13 protein-coding genes and 1 pseudogene are annotated in these 16,676 nt (G+C 67.7%); 11 read left to right on the top strand and 3 right to left on the bottom strand.

Going from position 1 to position 16,676, the window contains the following annotated elements:
• Positions 1-20 precede the first annotated feature (20 nt).
• Complete coding sequence (locus K7711_RS27950) at positions 21-1,124, bottom strand: GGDEF domain-containing protein (RefSeq protein ID WP_222972428.1); 1,104 nt, start codon at positions 1,122-1,124, stop codon at positions 21-23.
• Positions 1,125-1,397: 273 nt separating this feature from the next.
• On the opposite strand from K7711_RS27950, the gene K7711_RS27945 reads away from it, so the two are divergent.
• The 7 genes and pseudogenes from K7711_RS27945 (at position 1,398) to K7711_RS27915 (ending at position 10,239) form a co-directional block, all read left to right on the top strand.
• On the top strand, positions 1,398-3,353 hold the full coding sequence (locus tag K7711_RS27945; protein WP_222972534.1) for a glycoside hydrolase family 15 protein: 1,956 nt from the start codon (positions 1,398-1,400) through the stop codon (positions 3,351-3,353).
• Between the two features lie 116 nt (positions 3,354-3,469).
• Entirely contained in the window at positions 3,470-4,150 is a 681-nt protein-coding gene (locus tag K7711_RS27940) for a TetR/AcrR family transcriptional regulator (RefSeq protein WP_222972427.1), read from the top strand.
• On the top strand, positions 4,150-5,130 hold the full coding sequence (locus K7711_RS27935; RefSeq protein WP_222972426.1) for an SDR family NAD(P)-dependent oxidoreductase: 981 nt from the start codon (positions 4,150-4,152) through the stop codon (positions 5,128-5,130). The genes K7711_RS27940 and K7711_RS27935 overlap by 1 nt, the downstream gene beginning before the upstream one ends.
• A gap of 133 nt (positions 5,131-5,263) precedes the next feature.
• Complete coding sequence (locus K7711_RS27930; RefSeq protein WP_235747930.1) at positions 5,264-6,760, top strand: AMP-binding protein; 1,497 nt, start codon at positions 5,264-5,266, stop codon at positions 6,758-6,760.
• A gap of 17 nt (positions 6,761-6,777) precedes the next feature.
• A pseudogene (locus K7711_RS27925) lies at positions 6,778-8,249 on the top strand (flavin-containing monooxygenase).
• Positions 8,250-8,275: 26 nt separating this feature from the next.
• Positions 8,276-9,193, top strand: a complete 918-nt coding sequence (locus K7711_RS27920) for an SDR family oxidoreductase (RefSeq protein ID WP_222972424.1) — start codon at positions 8,276-8,278, stop codon at positions 9,191-9,193.
• Complete coding sequence (locus K7711_RS27915; protein WP_308014978.1) at positions 9,190-10,239, top strand: patatin-like phospholipase family protein; 1,050 nt, start codon at positions 9,190-9,192, stop codon at positions 10,237-10,239. The genes K7711_RS27920 and K7711_RS27915 overlap by 4 nt, the downstream gene beginning before the upstream one ends.
• A 1,327-nt stretch (positions 10,240-11,566) precedes the next feature.
• Here the strand turns inward: K7711_RS27915 and K7711_RS27905 are convergent.
• A complete protein-coding gene (locus K7711_RS27905) occupies positions 11,567-11,704 on the bottom strand; it encodes a hypothetical protein (RefSeq protein WP_222972422.1) in 138 nt (45 codons plus the stop codon).
• Between the two features lie 42 nt (positions 11,705-11,746).
• Complete coding sequence (locus K7711_RS27900) at positions 11,747-12,664, bottom strand: sigma-70 family RNA polymerase sigma factor (RefSeq protein ID WP_308014977.1); 918 nt, start codon at positions 12,662-12,664, stop codon at positions 11,747-11,749.
• 118 nt (positions 12,665-12,782) lie between these two features.
• Here K7711_RS27900 and K7711_RS27895 point away from each other — a divergent pair, with 118 nt between their 5' ends.
• From K7711_RS27895 to K7711_RS27880, 4 genes are all read left to right on the top strand, one after another.
• The gene (locus tag K7711_RS27895; RefSeq protein WP_222972420.1) at positions 12,783-13,661 is read left to right on the top strand and encodes a hypothetical protein; all 879 of its coding nucleotides are present in this window, start codon (positions 12,783-12,785) and stop codon (positions 13,659-13,661) included.
• Between the two features lie 28 nt (positions 13,662-13,689).
• Complete coding sequence (locus K7711_RS27890) at positions 13,690-14,442, top strand: uracil-DNA glycosylase (protein WP_372460197.1); 753 nt, start codon at positions 13,690-13,692, stop codon at positions 14,440-14,442.
• Positions 14,443-14,507: 65 nt separating this feature from the next.
• Positions 14,508-15,470 (top strand): SMP-30/gluconolactonase/LRE family protein, encoded by a 963-nt coding sequence (locus tag K7711_RS27885; protein ID WP_222972418.1) that lies wholly within the window; start codon positions 14,508-14,510, stop codon positions 15,468-15,470.
• Positions 15,471-16,251: 781 nt separating this feature from the next.
• Positions 16,252-16,608, top strand: coding sequence for a hypothetical protein (locus K7711_RS27880; RefSeq protein ID WP_222972417.1), 357 nt, complete (start codon positions 16,252-16,254; stop codon positions 16,606-16,608).
• Positions 16,609-16,676: the final 68 nt, after the last annotated feature.

Below are 16,676 nucleotides of genomic sequence, written 5' to 3'. Positions count from 1 at the left end.
TGGCCGAGCCGGCGGCCATGTCAATCGGAAACCGGATGATGGTGATCGCGCGGCGGGGTGAGCTCGTCGACGACAACGAGATTTCCGCCAGAATGTTTCGCCTGGTACATAGCGGCGTCGGCAGATTGCAGTAACCGGTCCGGGCTCGGCCGGGGGCACTGTGGACAGATGGTCGAATCGAAGACGACGACACCGACACTGGCAGTGACCTCCACTGCGGTCTCCGACGGTTCGGCAATCATGTGACGCAGGCGTTCGGCCTCGGCACGGGCAACGTCGTCAGCGATCGGCGCGGCGACCACGAACTCCTCCCCACCTGTACGCGCCACCACCGCACTGCCTCCCGCGGCGTCGGACAAGCGCCGCGCGGTCCGCACCAGAACCGCATCGCCGACACGGTGCCCCCAAGTGTCGTTCACACTCTTGAACCGGTCGAGATCGAAGGACATCACACAAACCGCAGGACACCGCTCGACCAACACCGGGAGCCGAATCTCCAGGCCACGCCGGTTCAGCAAGTGCGTCAACGGGTCCGAGAGTGATTCGGTCCGCAGCAGCCAGTAGAGAACCTGCAACGCGGGTAGCACGGTGACCACCGACACGAACAGCACCAGCCCGACCGCAACAGCCAACCGGACATCGCCGCCGCCGGTGGCGATCCGCAACGAGAACACGACCACCGACAGCAACGACCACGCCGAATGCGCCGCCAACGCCCGCGCGCTGTGAAAAAAGCCCAGGTAACTGCCAGTGACTACGAGCAGCACGGCACCCAGGGCTCCGAACAACCGGTCCGGCACCTGCAGAAACTCCATGGTGAACAGCACATCGGCGCAGCCGATCAGCACCAGCGACTCGGTCTTACTCGGCCAGGGCAGCAGCCACCAGCGCAGCGCCCACAGCACCCCGCACAGCACTCCGATCGTCGAAGCAATGCCGGGCTCGCCAGGCGGACCGACCGGGGTACCCGCGATCACCGCACCCATCACCGCGATCGCAGCGCCTGCGACACCGATCAGCAGCTTCAACGGACGCAGCGCCGATCGAGCCGCCAAGGTACGCACCAGCCAGCGGTAGTCGACCGGATCGTGCCACCAGGCCCGCAGTGTCCTTCCGTCGTTCATCGACTCACCCGTGGTCCCGACCACATGACCAACCGTTGCTCGTACCGATTGCGAGAGTTCCAGGGAATCTCACCAGCTAACCTGCAGCAGTCTAGACCGGATAGTCGCAGACGACGCGTGAATCCTGACGTGACCTGCCGAATCGGTAACGGTCAACTGATCACTGCGTGAGTACATGTGCTTCGCGCACGCCTATGGAAACCATGCAAAACCGGTCATACGATCGAAGCAGCACTCGACGTGGCCGAGCAGGGTGACGAATGGGAGCACCGCATGAACGATTATCCGGAACATGTGCCCCGGGTCTCGGCTTTTCCGCGAATCGACGACTATGCGTTCATCTCCGATTCCGAGGTCACCGCCCTTATCGCGCCCAGCGGGGCCATCGAGTGGATGTGCTTGCCCCGGATGGATTCGCCCAGCGTCTTCGGGGCTGTCCTCGATCGTTCCGCCGGGTCGTTTCGGTTTGCTCCGGACGACATCGCGACCCCGGCCGATCGTCGATATATCCCTGGGACGATGGTCATGGAGACGAGTTGGCGTAGCGGCGAAGGATGGGCAACCGTGCGCGATGTCCTGCTGGTCGGCCCTTGGCGGCACCAGCAGCCTGGCCGCAGCGCGCACCGCCGCGCGCCCACCGACTACGACGCCGAACACATCCTGTTGCGCATCGTGCACTGCGAGACCGGACAGATCCAGTTCGTGCTCGACTGCCAGCCTGCCTTCGACTACGGCCGAGCCCCTGCTACCTGGGAATACCTCGACAGCTACCACGTCGTCCGGGCCGGCGCGGAAGGCGTCGATCTGCCGCTGCGGCTGACCACCGACCTGCGCCTCGGCCTCGAGGGCTCGCGCGCGATCGCCCGTACCCTGCTCAAGGATGGTGACACCCGATTCTGCGCGCTGTCGTGGGGTAGCCGGGCGGCTCCGGAAACCGTCGAAGAGGCCGGCGAACGGCTGGTGGGGACCGTGCACCACTGGCGGCACTGGCTGGCCGGGGGCAGGTTTCCGGACCACCCGTGGAGCGCCCAGCTCACCCGCAGCGCCCTGACCCTCAAAGGCCTGACCTTCGCCCCGACCGGCGCGATCGTCGCCGCCCCCACCACATCACTGCCGGAAACCCCTGGCGGAGAACGTAATTGGGACTATCGCTACACCTGGATCCGGGACTCGGCCTTCGCGCTGTGGGGCCTGTACACCTTGGGCTTCAACTGGGAAGCCAACGACTACTTCTCCCACATCATCAATCTGGCCGAAAACGCCGAAAACACCGAGGACATGCAGATCGTCTACGGCATCGGCGGCGAAACCGACTTGCGCGAACGTACGCTGGACAACCTTCGCGGGTACGACAACGCCGGCCCGGTGCGCATCGGCAACGACGCCTATCGCCAACGTCAGCACGACGTCTGGGGTGCGGCACTGGACTCGGTCTACCTCTTCGCCCGCCATCAGGACCAGATCGACGCGCGCACCTGGCCGCTGCTGCGTTGGGCGGTCAAAAGTGCCCTCGCGGTGTGGCGCGAACCCGACCAGGGCATCTGGGAAGTGCGCGGAATGCCACGACACTTCACCTCCAGCAAAGTCATGTGCTGGGTCGCCGCCGACCGCGGCGCACGCCTGGCCCGTATCCACCAGGACTTGCGACGCGCTGCTCGCTGGCAACAGGCGGCAGAGGAAATCCGTGCCGACGTCTGCGCCAATGCGGTCGACTCGCGGGGCGTATTCACCCAGTACTACGGCAGCACCGCACTCGACGCCTCGACCCTGCTCATCCCGCTGGTTCGTTTTCTTCGTCCCGATGACGAACGGGTACGCAAAACCGTGCTCGCCATCGCCGACGAACTCACCAGCGATGGACTGGTTCTGCGCTACCGGATCGACGAAACCGACGACGGCTGCGCCGGGGAAGAAGGTACGTTCACGATCTGCTCGTTCTGGCTGGTGTCCGCATTATCGGAAATCGGTGAAAAACACCGTGCCAAGCAGTTGTGCGAAAGATTGCTCGGCTACGCCAGCCCACTGGGCCTCTACGCCGAGGAGATCGACCCCCTGACCGGTCGGCACTGGGGCAACTATCCCCAGGCGTTCGCTCACCTTGCGCTGATCAACGCCGTCATGCATGTCGTCAGGGATGAGCAGAACGAGTTGCGCACCGCACTCGGCGGGGAATCCGTCGCGCCTCGCCTCGACGATGTCCCGCTCACCGGCGGATACATCCACATCTGAGGGCACCCGATATCGGGGCGCCGACGCGAGTCTGAATCAGATTCAACTTTCTCTTGATCTTCCTCGCGTACCCCGCTAGCGTTCTTTCTTGAATCTGATTCAGAAAGTGAGGCAGGGTGGCCGGTAATCGGCGTGGCGACACCTCGCGTGCGGTGCTGCTGGAGGCGGGACGGGCCGCGTTCAGCCGGGGGCGCTACGAAGAGATCTCGATCGTGGATCTGGCCCGCTCGATCGGAGTGGCGGCGGGGTCGATCAGCTATCACTTCGGCGGGAAACGCGGGTTCTACCTGGCAGTGCTGGAGCAGGCCGCCGAGGAGTTCTGGGGCGAGATGCACGCCATGCGCGGGCCGGCGCTCGAGCGGCTGAACCGCGGTGTCGATCGGCTGCTGGACCAGGCGCACGCCGAACCGGGCTCGTTCGAGGCCCTGCTGGCCGACACCGCCGATGCGCAGGTGCGGCGGATCCGCGACGAGCACCGGGAACGTTTCGCCCTGGCGCTGGCGGTGGAACTCACCGACACCGACACCAGCGCGGTGCTGCGTGCGGCCGTCCTGGGCTGGCTGTCGTTCATCGAGGGGATCGCCGTGCACTGGCTGCATTCCCCCGAACTCACGCGGGAACAGGTCCGGGATCTGATCGTCGCGAACTTCTTCGGCACCGTGCTGGGGGCCGTGCGCGTGGACCCGGAGATCGTCTTGGCCCAGCGTGTGGTCGACGCACTGGTTTCGGATCCGAAACTGTTGGCGTTCATCGGTTTTCAGCCGATGAACGAGGTCGGGAAGGCGGAAGAGAAGTAATGGTCGACAGCGTCGTAGCGGGCCCGGCCCGGCTCGTGCACCACCCCGTCGCCAGAGCCGTGGCCGGGGTGATCGGACCACGTGGACTGCGCCGCACCAGGCGGCTGCGCCGCGAGGTCGAGGGCAAGGTCGTGGTCGTCACCGGCGCCTCGTTCGGCGTCGGCGCGGCGACCGCCGAACTGTTCGCGAAATCCGGTGCGACCGTGGTGTTGGCCGCGCGGTCGGTGGACCGGCTGCAGGAGCTCGCCGACCGGATCACCGGCGCGGGCGGCGCGGCGGAGGCCTACCGGCTCGATCTGGCCAGCGAGGAGTCGGTGTCGGAGTTCGCCGAGGCGGTCCTGGCCGACTTCGGCGGCGTGGATGTGCTGATCCACAACGCGGGCAAGTCGTTGCGCCGTTCGGTGCACCTGTCCTACGACCGCCCCAAGGACATCGCCTCGACCAACGGCGCGAACTACCTGGGCCCGATGCGGCTCACCCTCGCCCTGCTGCCGTCCATGCGCGAGCGCGGCAGCGGCCACATCGTCAACGTGTCCACCGTCGGCATCATGTTCCCGGTGATGCCCAAATGGGGTTTCTACCTGTCGTCGAAGGCGGCGTTCGACTGGTGGATGCGCGCGGTCGGGATGGAGGCGCGGGCCGACGGGGTCACCCTGACCACCTTCTACGCCGGCCTCATGCACACCCGGATGAGCGCGCCCAGCGCCTGGATGCGCATGCTGCCCGGACAGACACCCCAGGACGCGGCCCGGGTCATCGCCCGCGCAGTGGTGGACAAACCGCGCACGATGACTCCGCTGTACGGGCATCCGTCGGCGATCCTGGTGCCGGTGCTGCGGCTGCCGCTCGAGGTCCTCATCGGTTTCGTCTACCGGTTCCTGGGGGACACGAGCGCATCGCTGGCCAGCGTCGAATCGGGACGGAATACGAAGGCCCCCAACGAGATCGAGAATGCGGAGGTGGGCCGTGGTGTGCGCTGAACTCGGCAGCCGTGCCCGGCGGTGGGCGCGGGCGGTGCCGCCGATTCTGGCGTCCGACGCGCTGCGCCCGGTCGGCCCGCGCGGCCTGGTGGATCTGATAGGCAGCCTGCGGCGCTTGGGACCGACCCCCGCGATGCTGTTGACCACCAGCGCGATCCGGTATCCGGACCGCGTCGCGATCGTCGACGACGACGGCGCGGTGACCTACGGCCGGTTGCGGGAACAGTTCGAGGCCGTGGCGGCCGCGATCGCAGCGATCGCCCCCACGAAGCCGGCCTCGATGGGCATCCTGTGCCGTAACCACCGTGGCTTCGTGGTCGCCACGGGCGCCGGCGCCCGGCTGGGCGCGGAGCTGATCTTCGTCAATACCGAACTGCCGCAACAACAGTTGCACGCGATCCTGGCCCGCCACGATCCCGACGTCCTGGTCTACGACGAGGAATACGCTGCGGCCGTGGCGGATTCGCGGTTCCGCGGGCTGCGGGTAGTGGCCTACCACGAGGGGCGCACCGCCCCGGACGGCCTGCCGACGCTGGACGCGCTTGCCCGGCAACGGCATCCGGCCCCGCCGCCGGTGCGCAAGGCGGTGAAGATCACCATGCTGACCTCCGGCACCACCGGTGTCGCGAAGGGTGTGCCGCGCGTGGTGCCGATGAAGGCGATCGCCGGACTGGCCGCCACCGCGATGGCGAACCTGCGCCTGAGCTCGCGGGACACGGTCCTGGTGGCGCCGCCGTTCTTCCATGCCTACGGGCTGGTCGCCCTGCTGGGGCCGCTGATCCTGGGCGGCACCCTGATCTGCCACCGACGCTACGAGGCGCCGCAGGTCCTCGACGACATCGCCCGCCACCGCGTCACGGTGCTCATGGCCGTGCCGGTCATGTTGCAGCGGCTGCTGGAGGCGGGAACCGCCGGCGCGGACCTGAAGTCGTTGCGGCTCATCGTCACCGGCGCCGCGCCGATCTCCGCCACCACGATCACCGGAGTGATCGACGCCTTCGGCCCGATCCTGGTCAACGGCTACGGATCCACGGAGGCGGGCCTGGTCGCCATCGCCACCCAGCGCGACCTGGTCGAACAGCCAGCCACGCTGGGCCGTCCCGCGCTCGGCGTGTCGATCCGGATCCTGCGCGCTGACCGGTCCCTCGCGGGTGTGGGGGAGACCAGCAGGGTCTTCGTCCGTGGTGGTGTGGACTACGACGGCTACACCCCCGACAGCGTCGCCCGGCCGCGTGCCAAGGAGATCGTCGACGGGTACATCGACACCGGGGACATGGGTTTCCTCGATGCTCGGGGACGGCTGTACATCGACGGCCGCTCCGACGACATGATCGTCTCCGGTGGCGAGAACGTCTTCCCCAGCGAGGTCGAGGACCGGCTTGTTGCGCATCCCGATGTGTCCGACGCGGTGGTGATCGGGGTCCCCGACGCCGAATTCGGCCAGGTGCTGCACGCGTTCGTGGTGGTTGCCGCCGGCTCGGACCCGACCGACGACGAGTTGAAGCAGCACGTCAAGGCCGGGCTGGAGCGCTACAAGGTGCCCAAGCGGTTCACCCGGATCGACCGGATCCCGCGCAACCCCAGCGGCAAGGTCGTGCGGTCGAAACTGCAGGCGCACAACCAATCCTGACCGGAAGGCTCAGTCCCATGACAGCAACGCGCGATCCACGGATCGTCGTCATCGGTGCCGGCGTCGCCGGGATCGCCACGGCGGTCACCCTGAAACAGGCGGGATTCACCGATTTCGTCATCGTCGAGAAGGGCACCGACGTCGGCGGCGTCTGGCACTGGAACCGGTACCCGGGCCTGACCTGCGATGTCCCCTCCCAGCTGTACCAGTTCTCGTTCGCGCCCAAGCCGGACTGGAGCCGGGTCTGGGCGACGGGTCCCGAAATTCAGCGGTACCACCGCGACGTCGTCGAAAAGTTCAGTCTCACACCGCATCTGGTGCTGGGCACCGAGGTGACGGCCGCGGTGCACGGCGCGGACGGCTGGCAGGTGAGCCTGTCCGACGGCACCGAGCTGCGGGCCGACTTCGTCGTCGCCGCCACCGGCGTGCTGCATCACCCGTTCACGCCGGACATCCCGGGACTCGCCGAGTTCCAGGGGGCGGTCGTGCACACCGCCCGCTGGGACGACTCGATCGTCACGGCGGGCAAGCGGATCGCGGTGATCGGCAGCGGTTCGACCGGAGTGCAGATCGTGTCGGCGTTGCAGCCCGCTGCCGCGAAACTGACCCAGTTCACCCGCACTCCGCAGTGGGTGCTGTGGGCGCCGATGGGTGTGCCGCAACCGAGGATGTTCGGCAAGGCGCTGGCTGCGGCGCCTGCCGCGCACCGCGCGCTGTACGCCGGATCCCTGTGGGCCTCGGGCCTGCTCACCGACATCGTGCTGCATCCCACCTGGCGGTGCAGCGTTTCGCGCGCTTCTCGCTGCGCGCGCAGGTCCGCGAGGAGAAGTTGCGCGCGCAACTCACTCCCGACTACGAACCGCTGTGCAAGCGGCAGGTCGTGTCGGGCACGTACTACCGGGCCATCGGTGCTCCCAACGCGGAACTGGTCACCGAACAGATCGCCGAGATCACCTCGACCGGGATCCGTACCGCCGACGGCACCGACCATCCCGTGGATGTGATCGTGTTCGCGACCGGTTTCCGGCCGCACAACTACATGCGGCCCATGGACCTGCGCGGCCGCGACGGTGTGCACATCGATCAGGCGTGGGCGAACGGTCCCCGCGCCTACCGGATGACGGCGATCCCGGGCTTCCCGAACCTTTTCACCGTGCTGGGCCCGAATTCGCCGACCGGTTCGATCTCGCTGCAGTACTCCTCGGAACTGACCGCCCGCTACATCGTGAGGTGGCTGCGGCGGTTCCGCGCCGGGGAGATCGACACCGTCGAGGTCACCGAGGAGGCCACGGCCCGCTTCGCCGACCAGGTCGCCACGGCGACGGGGCCGACGGTGTGGAACACCGGGTGCAACTCCTGGTACTTCACCGAGCAGCGGGCCATCGACCTGTGGCCGTTCGACCGCAAGACCATGACCGAGATGCTCACCGAACCCGACGATGCCGACTTCCACCTCACCCGCAGCGCACCGGCCACGTCGGCCTGCTAGCACCACTGGATCAACGAAGGACAACGATGTCACGCAACAACTCTCGGATCGGTTTACCGGGCGCGGTCGTGGTGGTCACCGGCGGTGGCCGCGGTATCGGCGCCGCCACCGCGCGGGCGTTCGCCGCGGCGGGCGCGAAGGTGTGGATCGGTGACGTCGACACCGACGTCGCCGCGCAGACCGCCACCACGATTCCCGGTTGCCGCAGCGCCCGCCTGGATGTGACCGACCGTGCCTCCTGGCGCGAATTCCTCGACGAGGTGGTGTCCACCGACGAGCGGATCGATGTGCTGGTCAACAACGCCGGTGTCATGCCGCTGGGCGGCTTCGCCGAGGAGGACGAGTCGACCACCGACCTGGTTCTCGACGTGAACGTGCGGGGTGTCATCAACGGCATGCGCGCCGTGGTGCCCGGCATGATCGACGCCGGTCGCGGGCACATCGTGAACATCGCCTCGATGGCCGGCATGATCCCGCTGCCCGGCATGGTCACCTACAACGCCAGCAAGTTCGCCGCCCTCGGTGTCTCGCTGGCGGCCCGCCGCGAATACGCCGGAACCGGGGTCACGGTCACCGCGATCCTGCCCTCGGCGGTGCGCACCGAACTGGCGTCGGGCGCCGGCATCGGCAGCACCATCCCCACCGTCGAGCCCGAGGACGTCGCGCGGGCGGTGGTCGACAGCCTGCGCAAGCGGCCCGCCCGGGTCTCGGTGCCCGGCTGGCTGGCGCCCGGCTGGTCGATGGTCACGGCGCTGGTGCCCGAACCGATCGAGAACCTGGTCCGCCGCGTGATCGACGACCGGCGCGCGCTGAACCGGATCGACGCCGAGGGCCGCCGCGCCTACATCGACCGCATCGATCGCCAGTCCCGCGACCACAGCGCAGGGGAGCCGACCAGCGCGGTTCCCGCGAAGCCCGAGTCTGGCAAGGGGCGTACCCGGTGACCGCGCGTGCGGTTGTGATCGGGTGCGGAGGCACCATCGGTGGCGCCTGGACCGTCGCTGTCCTGCAAGCACTTTCGGAACAGCTGGACTGGGATCCGCGCGCGGCCACTCTTATTCAGGGCACCTCTGCCGGCGCGGAGTTGGCGGTCCTGCTCGGCGGCGGCATCGCCGTGCACGAGCTGGTCGCGATGGAGCGTGGCGCTGCCGCCGACCCGCGGCTGCGCGCGCACTACGCTGCCGCGCCGCCGAGCCTGCCGCCGTTGCCCTCTCCGCGTCTGCTCAACCCTCGTCTGTTGCGCACCCAGCGCGGGCTTGCCGCGCTGGCGGGCATCTCGCCGATCGGGCGCGGGGACGCCGGCTGGCTGCGACGGCTGGCCGAGTCCCTGACCGAGGGCGGAGAGTGGTTGCCGCACAAGGGAACCAGGATGGTGGCGGTCGACGCGCGGACCGGCGAGCGGGTCGTATTCGGTGCGCCGGGCGCGCCGATGGTGTCCGTGGCGACCGCGCTGACGGCCTCATGGGGCGTCCCGGGCTGGATGCCTCCGGTCCACGCCGCAGGCACGGTCTTCATCGACGGTGGTGCGGCATCGACGGCCTCGCTGGACCTGGTGCCCACCGCGGGACTCGACGAGATCTACCTGATCGCGCCGATGGCCTCGCCGACCCGTGCCCGAATCCCCGGTGCCGCAGGCATTCTGGAGGACCGGCTGCTGCGCCGGCCGATGACCGCGGTCCTCGACGCCGAGATCGCAGGTCTGCGGGGACCGCGGCTGGTGACCATCTGTCCCGGCCGCGCGGATCTGGCGGGTCTGCCGCCGAACTTCATGGATCGTGGAAGGCGCAGGGAGGCTTTCGAGTCCGCCATGCGCACCGCGCCGGCAACCGTGGCGGCGGCGTTGGCGTTTTCAGATGGGGAGCAAACCCCAGGTGGTTGCCCATGCGAGCCACAGGCAGCCGACGAGCAGCGGGACAGCCGACGCGATCCGGTGCCGCAAGAGCGGGCCGGTATCGGCGCGGGCGGTGGCGATCGCGGTGCCGGCCAGTAGGGCGGTGGTGAGCAGGGCGAGCACCTGCAGGGCCAGCCATATCAATGGCCGGGCCGCGACGATCGGGCCGACCGTCTGCGCGTCGAAGGCAAGGATCGACACCGCGTACAAGACCGTCGCGAAGACCGATACGAGCCCGGAGCAGGCCAGTGTGCGCGCGAGCCGGGTTCCGGGTCGGGTGGCGCGGGAACGGCGATCGGTGAATGACCACAGTAGATAGCCTGCGAAGCCGAGGATGAGAGCGGACAGCACGATCAGTTGCATCCGCGCAGAGGTCCACCGGCCGCGCCCGGGATCGACGCTGAGCATCGTCTGCTGTGGCGGGGCATCGGCGGACGAGATCGGCGGGCTCCCGGCCGCGATGTGCTGAACCCAGTCGGTCATGGTGTCGAAATAGCCCGGTGCGAACGCCCCGCGCGGCGCGCCCGAATACGGTGGGGTCCCGAGACGGTCGAATCCGTCAGTGGTCGAGCGGCCGTTGTGTGCGCCACCGCGCAGGAATCGGATGGTGACCGAGGGCGAGGCGGTCAGTGTGTTCCGCAGTGCCGCAGCACTTTCCGCGGGTGGGACCTGCACGTCATGCTGTCCCCACACGGCGAGTACCGGAATGCGCAGGGCGCGCAGGGCGGGCAACGGATCGAAGTCCGCCGCGGGAAACGCGCCCGTCTCACCGAGCAGACGGGCCGTGGGACCAGCGATCGTCCCGGCGAGCGACCCGGCGGCTCCGCGATGGCGCAGTGTCGTTGCCAGGCTCCAGGTTTGCGAGCGCAACGGGCTGAACCCGGACGCGCCGAGAGTGATCAGGAATGCGACACCGCGACTGCGGGATGCCGCCAGCGGTGCGGCCCAGGCGCCCTCGCTGAATCCCCACAGCCCGACCTGATCCGCGCGCACGCCCGGCGTGCGGCGCAGTAACTCGACCGCGCCCAGGGCGTCGTCGGCCAGCAGTGAGATGTCGCGATGAGCGAACGAGTAGCCGATCGTGCGTTTGTCGTAGACCAGCGTTGTGATACCCGCTGCGGCGAAGGCGCGGGCTTCGGACTGGTATTCGGTGCGCGGTCCCGCTCCGGCGCCGGCCACCAGGACGATCCCGGGGGTCCGGGCATGGGGCGGGGGCGGGCCGATCACGGTGCCGTGCAGGGTGAGCCCATCGCCACCGGTGAAGCTGACGTCGGTGCAGGCGAAGCCGGTGCAGTCGAAAGCGGTTGCGGCAGTGGCGGGACCGGCCGGCAGGATCGACAGGCTCAGCAGGAGCAGACATGCGACGGCGAACCGGCCGAGCGACCGCGGGCAGATGTGGTGCATGGGTGGTCTCTCGATTCGGGATTCAGATCTCGGGGAATCCGAACAGGCGCAGCAGTACTGCTTTCCGGTCGTCACCGGTGTCGTCGGTGGTGCCGTAGCGTTGGACGAGCTGGATGTACTCCTCGAAGAACTCCCGCAGCCGCGCCGGATCGACGCGCATGTCCGGATCGGCAGCGACCGGCGGTGCTGATGACGGCTCGCCTCATACCAGGGGAATCGTCGGGTCGACGACCGCCTCGACGCCCGCCACCCGGTCGCCGCGCACCGTGAGCACGAGGATGCCGTACAGCAGGCGGTTGTGGTATGCCAGCACTCCCACGGTCCCGGGCGCCGGATGCGAAACCAGCGTTGCGCCGGAACCGAAGTAGCGCAACAGATTCGACGCCACGTCCGGCGCGCTGCGGGTGTCCGGCGGCGTCGGCAGCGAGCCCGCGACGAAGGTCGCTGATCCCCAGGCGTCCGGGGCCAGCACGGTCAGCAGGGCGTCGAGGTCGCCGCCGGAGCAGGCGGCGATGAACCGGTCCAGGATGGCTCGGTGCGTCGATGCGGTGGCTCGGTCGACCGCGTCGATTCCGGGGTCGGCGCCGAGGGCCGCGCGATCGGCCGCTCCGATCGTCGGGCCTGCCGCCGCACCGGCGATCTTCGCCCGCGCCCGCCGGGCCAGCTGCCTGCACGTACCCGGTGGACGGCCCAGGATCGTCGCGATCTCCTCGAAGGGCAGGGCGAACGCATCGTGCAGGATGAACGCCACCCGTTCGGGCGGATTCAGTCGCTGTAGCACCATCGCCAGCGCCGACTGGACGCGGTCGTCGAGGGTGACCCGGTCCGCCGGGTCGAGGTCCGGCGAGACCGCCGAGTTCAGCAGCTGCGGGTCCCCGGGTTGCTCGCGCCGGGCCCGGGCGCTGCCCATCGTATCCAGACACAGGCGGCCGGTCACCACGGTCAGCCAGCCGCGAACGTTGTCCAGCTCGTCCGCGCGAGCGCGCGAGAGGCGAAGGAACGCCTCCTGCGCGACATCTTCCGCCTCCGCGATGTCACCGAGCATCCGGAACGCAAGGTCGACCACGTAGGCGCGGTGCGCACCCCACAGAGCAGCGAACCGGTCGCCATGAGTTTCCACACCTATTACGACGAGACGGCGAGGCGAAAAGTTACCTGTCCGGTGCGGTAACTTTTCCGACGACCGTCTCGTCATAGTGCCGACCCGCAAAACATCGAGCACCATCCGAGGAGACCTCATGTTCGGCAATTCGAAGCGGCTGACAGCGATCGCCGCCCTGGCACTGGCCGGCCTCGCGACCGCCCCGGCACCGGCCGACGCGGTGCCGGGCGCGTCCGCCAAAGTGACCGGATCTGTCGAAAAGTACCTGGGCACATGGAATTACGATCAGCCGGACCACTTCGAGAGAATCAATATCGCCACCATGGACCTGTTCGGATATCGTCCCGATATTCCACAGATCGGCACCGTCACTTTCACTCGCGGCGCGGACAACGAGGTCCTGGGCCACACCGATCAGGGCTGCACCTGGCATTTCCGGCCTGTGGGGGACGCGCTGGAAATGACGTCCACCACCCAGTACTGCTTCAACAACGTGATCGGTTCCGGCTACAACATCGACCGCTGGCGCGTCACCGTTCATGGTGATGTCGAGCGAGAAACCCTGCACGCCAACAGTTATCTCGGCCCGGGGACCTTCGGATTCGATCTGGTCGACGGCCGCCGCACCAACGCCGCCGCGGGTACGCGGGCCGACACCGCACGGCGTTTCAGCGGTACCTGGACCTTCGACCGCGCTCCCTTCCCGACCAACGCCGCCACCAACTCCTACTTCGTTCCCCTGCGGATCACACCCGCCCCGATGTCCGGGCCGGTCACCTTCACGCCATCGGCGGGCAGCATCGTCACCGCGCATACCGCCGACGGCTGCAACTGGACGTTCCAGGCGCACGGGAACACCGCCGAACTCTCTCCGGCCACGCAGATCTGCGGCCCCGCCACGTTGACGTTCTGGTCGATCGCGAACGACGCGGGACATCAAACCGCCATCCTGGCGGGACAGGATCACAGCATCCCGTTCATGGTGACCTCGGGCTCTCTGACGCGGAAGAACTGATCCGAGCAGCGCGGCATGGCAGCCCCTGATGTGGCAGGCTCCGCGGGCGGCGGGTCAGAATGGCTCGATGGTGTGTCGGTCGATCGATGAACTCGACGGGGCGGTGGCCGACTGTCGGGCCTGTGCACGTTTGGTTGCCTGGCGGGAGGAGGCCGCGCGCGTCAAGCGGGCGGCATATCGTGACGAGACCTATTGGGGACGGGCAGTTCCCGGTCTCGGACCGGCCGATGCCCGGTTGCTGCTGGTCGGGCTCGCTCCGGCCGCGCACGGCGGTAACCGGACCGGGCGCATGTTCACCGGCGATCGCAGCGGGGATGTGCTGTTCGCGGCGATGTACCGGGCGGGGCTGGCCAGTCAGCCCGACTCGACCAGGCGCGGGGACGGGCTGCGGCTGCTGGGCACGCGGATCACCGCCCCGGTGCACTGCGCACCTCCGGACAACAAGCCCACCCCGGACGAGCGCGATCGATGCCGGCACTGGCTGATCACCGAGCTGGGCCTGCTCGCACCGAGCCTGCGAACGATCGTCGTCCTCGGCGGCTGGGGCTGGCAGGCGCTGTTCCCCGCGCTGGCCGAATCCGGCTGGACCGTGCCGCGCCCGCGCCCCAAGTTCGGTCACGGCGTGCGCTATTCGCTGGCCCCCGCACTCCCCGGCCGTGCGGAACTCACGATCTTCGGCTGCTACCACGTGAGCCAGCAGAACACCTTCACCGGAAGACTTACTCCGGCGATGCTCGAGGACGTGCTGGTCGAGGCCAAGTCGACCGCCGGCCTGCGGTGAAGGGTGCGTAGCGAGACCGCTCGGTGGTCGCAAGAATCGAGTGGTAGCGCATAAACTCTCAATTCGTGAATGCGCGAGCCCGTCGTCGCCGGTTCCTGTGGTCGGTTGCTGCTGTGGTGTCGGTATTGGCGATGCCGCTGACATTCTTGCCGGCGGCCGCCGCGGCGCCGGGCACCTGTGGCGACCGATGGGAGATCGCGAAGGTGGTCTCCGGGCTCGGGCAACTCGAGAACCTGGAACCCGATGGTCGCGGCGGTTTCTATCTGTCGGGAGTCGAGCGGGGAGTGATCTACCACGTCGATGGCGAACGACACGTCAGCATCGTCGCGACCGGCTTGGACGCACCCGCAGGGCTGCGCCTGGTCGGCTCCAGCCTGTACTTCCTCACCGGCGACGGCGCGGAAGCCAACCTGTTGCAGCTGCCGACCGGCACGCTGAGCCGCCTCGACCCGGCCACCGGTCACATCGAGCAACTCGTGCGCGGACTGACCGCCCCGAATGGATTGCTGGCGCTCCCCGGCGGTGACCTGCTCCTGACACGCGTGGTCATCCTCGGACCGTCGACCGGCATCACCCGATACAGCCCCGCGACAGGCAGACTCACCCCCAATTGGGCTCCGGTACCCAGCGCCAACGGCCTGTCGTTCAGCCCCGACCGCAAGGCCGTCTACACCGACAACGCGTCCACCGGCGAGATCTACCGCATCCCCCTCGACGCACCCCGAGCGTGGACCACGACGGCCGCGCGGCTCGATCCGGTTATCGCCGCACCCGACGACTTCCAGACGACCATCGACGGAAACATCTATCTTGCAGCCAATTTCGCAGGAACGGTGTACCGGCTCGACCCCGTCACCGGCACGAAGTGCACGATCGCATCCGGCCTGCTCACGCCGAACTACCCGCCCGGCCCCACCTCGGTCCGGATAGCCCCCGACGGCGATCGACTCGCCCTCTACGTCACCGCCTCCGACGGCACCCTGTACCGCCTGCGGCCACCCCGGACCACGAACCTGACACCCGCCTGATCCCGCTCGACTCAACGGCATCCGTCGATGAGAGGCTCTCGCAAAGCGACCGCTTTCGCTCCAACGCGTAGGTCACACGGCTCGATCGCCGAATCTCGACGCGAGACAAGGGCACGCGAGGGATGAAACCGGGTACCAACCCGTTTCTTTCCCCATTCGGCGCCGTCCTGACCAAAGTCCGCTCTCTCGGTTGTCCGGCAGCGTTAGGATGACTGGCGATAGCAGTGAAACATCAGGGGGTACAGTAGATTTCGCTAATTCTCACATCATTCAGCGATTAGTCCGGGCGTATTCACGGCTGTGGTTTCGAGCATCGTGCTCATCACACACGCCAGCACCACGAGTGATGTATGCCCAGCGGTTCGACGGCGGCGGAAGCGCACACTCAACACGCGGCACTTGCGCTGCCGATGCTGTATCGGCATTAGCCGACCAGCCCATCTCCCTCATGCAGAACACTAGCCGCGGCGGTGCCGTCGCCATCGGGACGGCGACCGTGACCGGCAATATCGGCGCGGAACATCGCACCATTCCAGTGGATGCCAAACAACACCACCTTTCTGCAAGATCGTCGAATACTCCAACGGTGCCCTCCTGACGAGAACGGTCCCAACCATGTCAACGTCGTGCAAATATTCACGTCCGTTCAGGCCGACACGATTCGACGAGATTGTGCCATCTGATGACGTGGCGTCACTGCCGGATCGGCGAGGTCGCTTGCCGGCTCCCCTTGCTCTGAGCCTGGCGTGTAATGCTCTGTCTCCCACTGGCAGTTCTGGTGATGATATTCACTGCCGTCGCCGCAATCAGCGGTGCCCAGACGCTGCAATACGCCGGTCCCCGGTCCCCGCTCAACATCCCCGACAGGGTGAACGAAGCAATCAGTGCATGCGTCGCTCATGGCGCGACCGAACTGATCCTGGAAGCCGGGTCCGTGCGCGAGGAGGCCGAGGTTCCGGTCGTCGCGGCGGGGACCGGACTGTTCCTCACCAGTACGGGGCCAATGCCGCGTCCGGATTGCGCGACTCCAGCAACCCGTACGCCTGGTACTGCCGCAAAAAAAGCTGAAACCGACAACACAGCACTCTGCAAGGCCATCCACGAATCTGCTGCAGGATCAGGTCACGCTGTCGCTTGATCCTGCAGCGGCCCCCGTTGCCCTGGGAAACGCAGGTTGGAATATCAGAGTGATGCTCGTTTACTTCT

Origin of the sequence: Nocardia coffeae (assembly GCF_019890715.1) — a bacterium.
Taxonomy (GTDB): Bacteria; Actinomycetota; Actinomycetes; order Mycobacteriales; family Mycobacteriaceae; genus Nocardia; species Nocardia jiangxiensis.
This window is presented reverse-complemented; position numbering and strand designations above follow the sequence as displayed.

Bases quoted from the DNA above. Each gene is read 5' to 3' on its own strand.
- K7711_RS27930 (WP_235747930.1), top strand. From the start codon at position 5,264: ATGCTGTTGACCACCAGCGCGATCCGGTATCCGGACCGCGTCGCGATC.
- K7711_RS27890 (WP_372460197.1), top strand. From the start codon at position 13,690: ATGTGGCAGGCTCCGCGGGCGGCGGGTCAGAATGGCTCGATGGTGTGT.
- K7711_RS27895 (WP_222972420.1), top strand. From the start codon at position 12,783: ATGTTCGGCAATTCGAAGCGGCTGACAGCGATCGCCGCCCTGGCACTG.
- K7711_RS27905 (WP_222972422.1), bottom strand. From the start codon at position 11,704: ATGCGCGTCGATCCGGCGCGGCTGCGGGAGTTCTTCGAGGAGTACATC.
- K7711_RS27945 (WP_222972534.1), top strand. From the start codon at position 1,398: ATGAACGATTATCCGGAACATGTGCCCCGGGTCTCGGCTTTTCCGCGA.
- K7711_RS27950 (WP_222972428.1), bottom strand. From the start codon at position 1,124: ATGAACGACGGAAGGACACTGCGGGCCTGGTGGCACGATCCGGTCGAC.
- K7711_RS27935 (WP_222972426.1), top strand. From the start codon at position 4,150: ATGGTCGACAGCGTCGTAGCGGGCCCGGCCCGGCTCGTGCACCACCCC.
- K7711_RS27920 (WP_222972424.1), top strand. From the start codon at position 8,276: ATGTCACGCAACAACTCTCGGATCGGTTTACCGGGCGCGGTCGTGGTG.
- K7711_RS27880 (WP_222972417.1), top strand. From the start codon at position 16,252: ATGATATTCACTGCCGTCGCCGCAATCAGCGGTGCCCAGACGCTGCAA.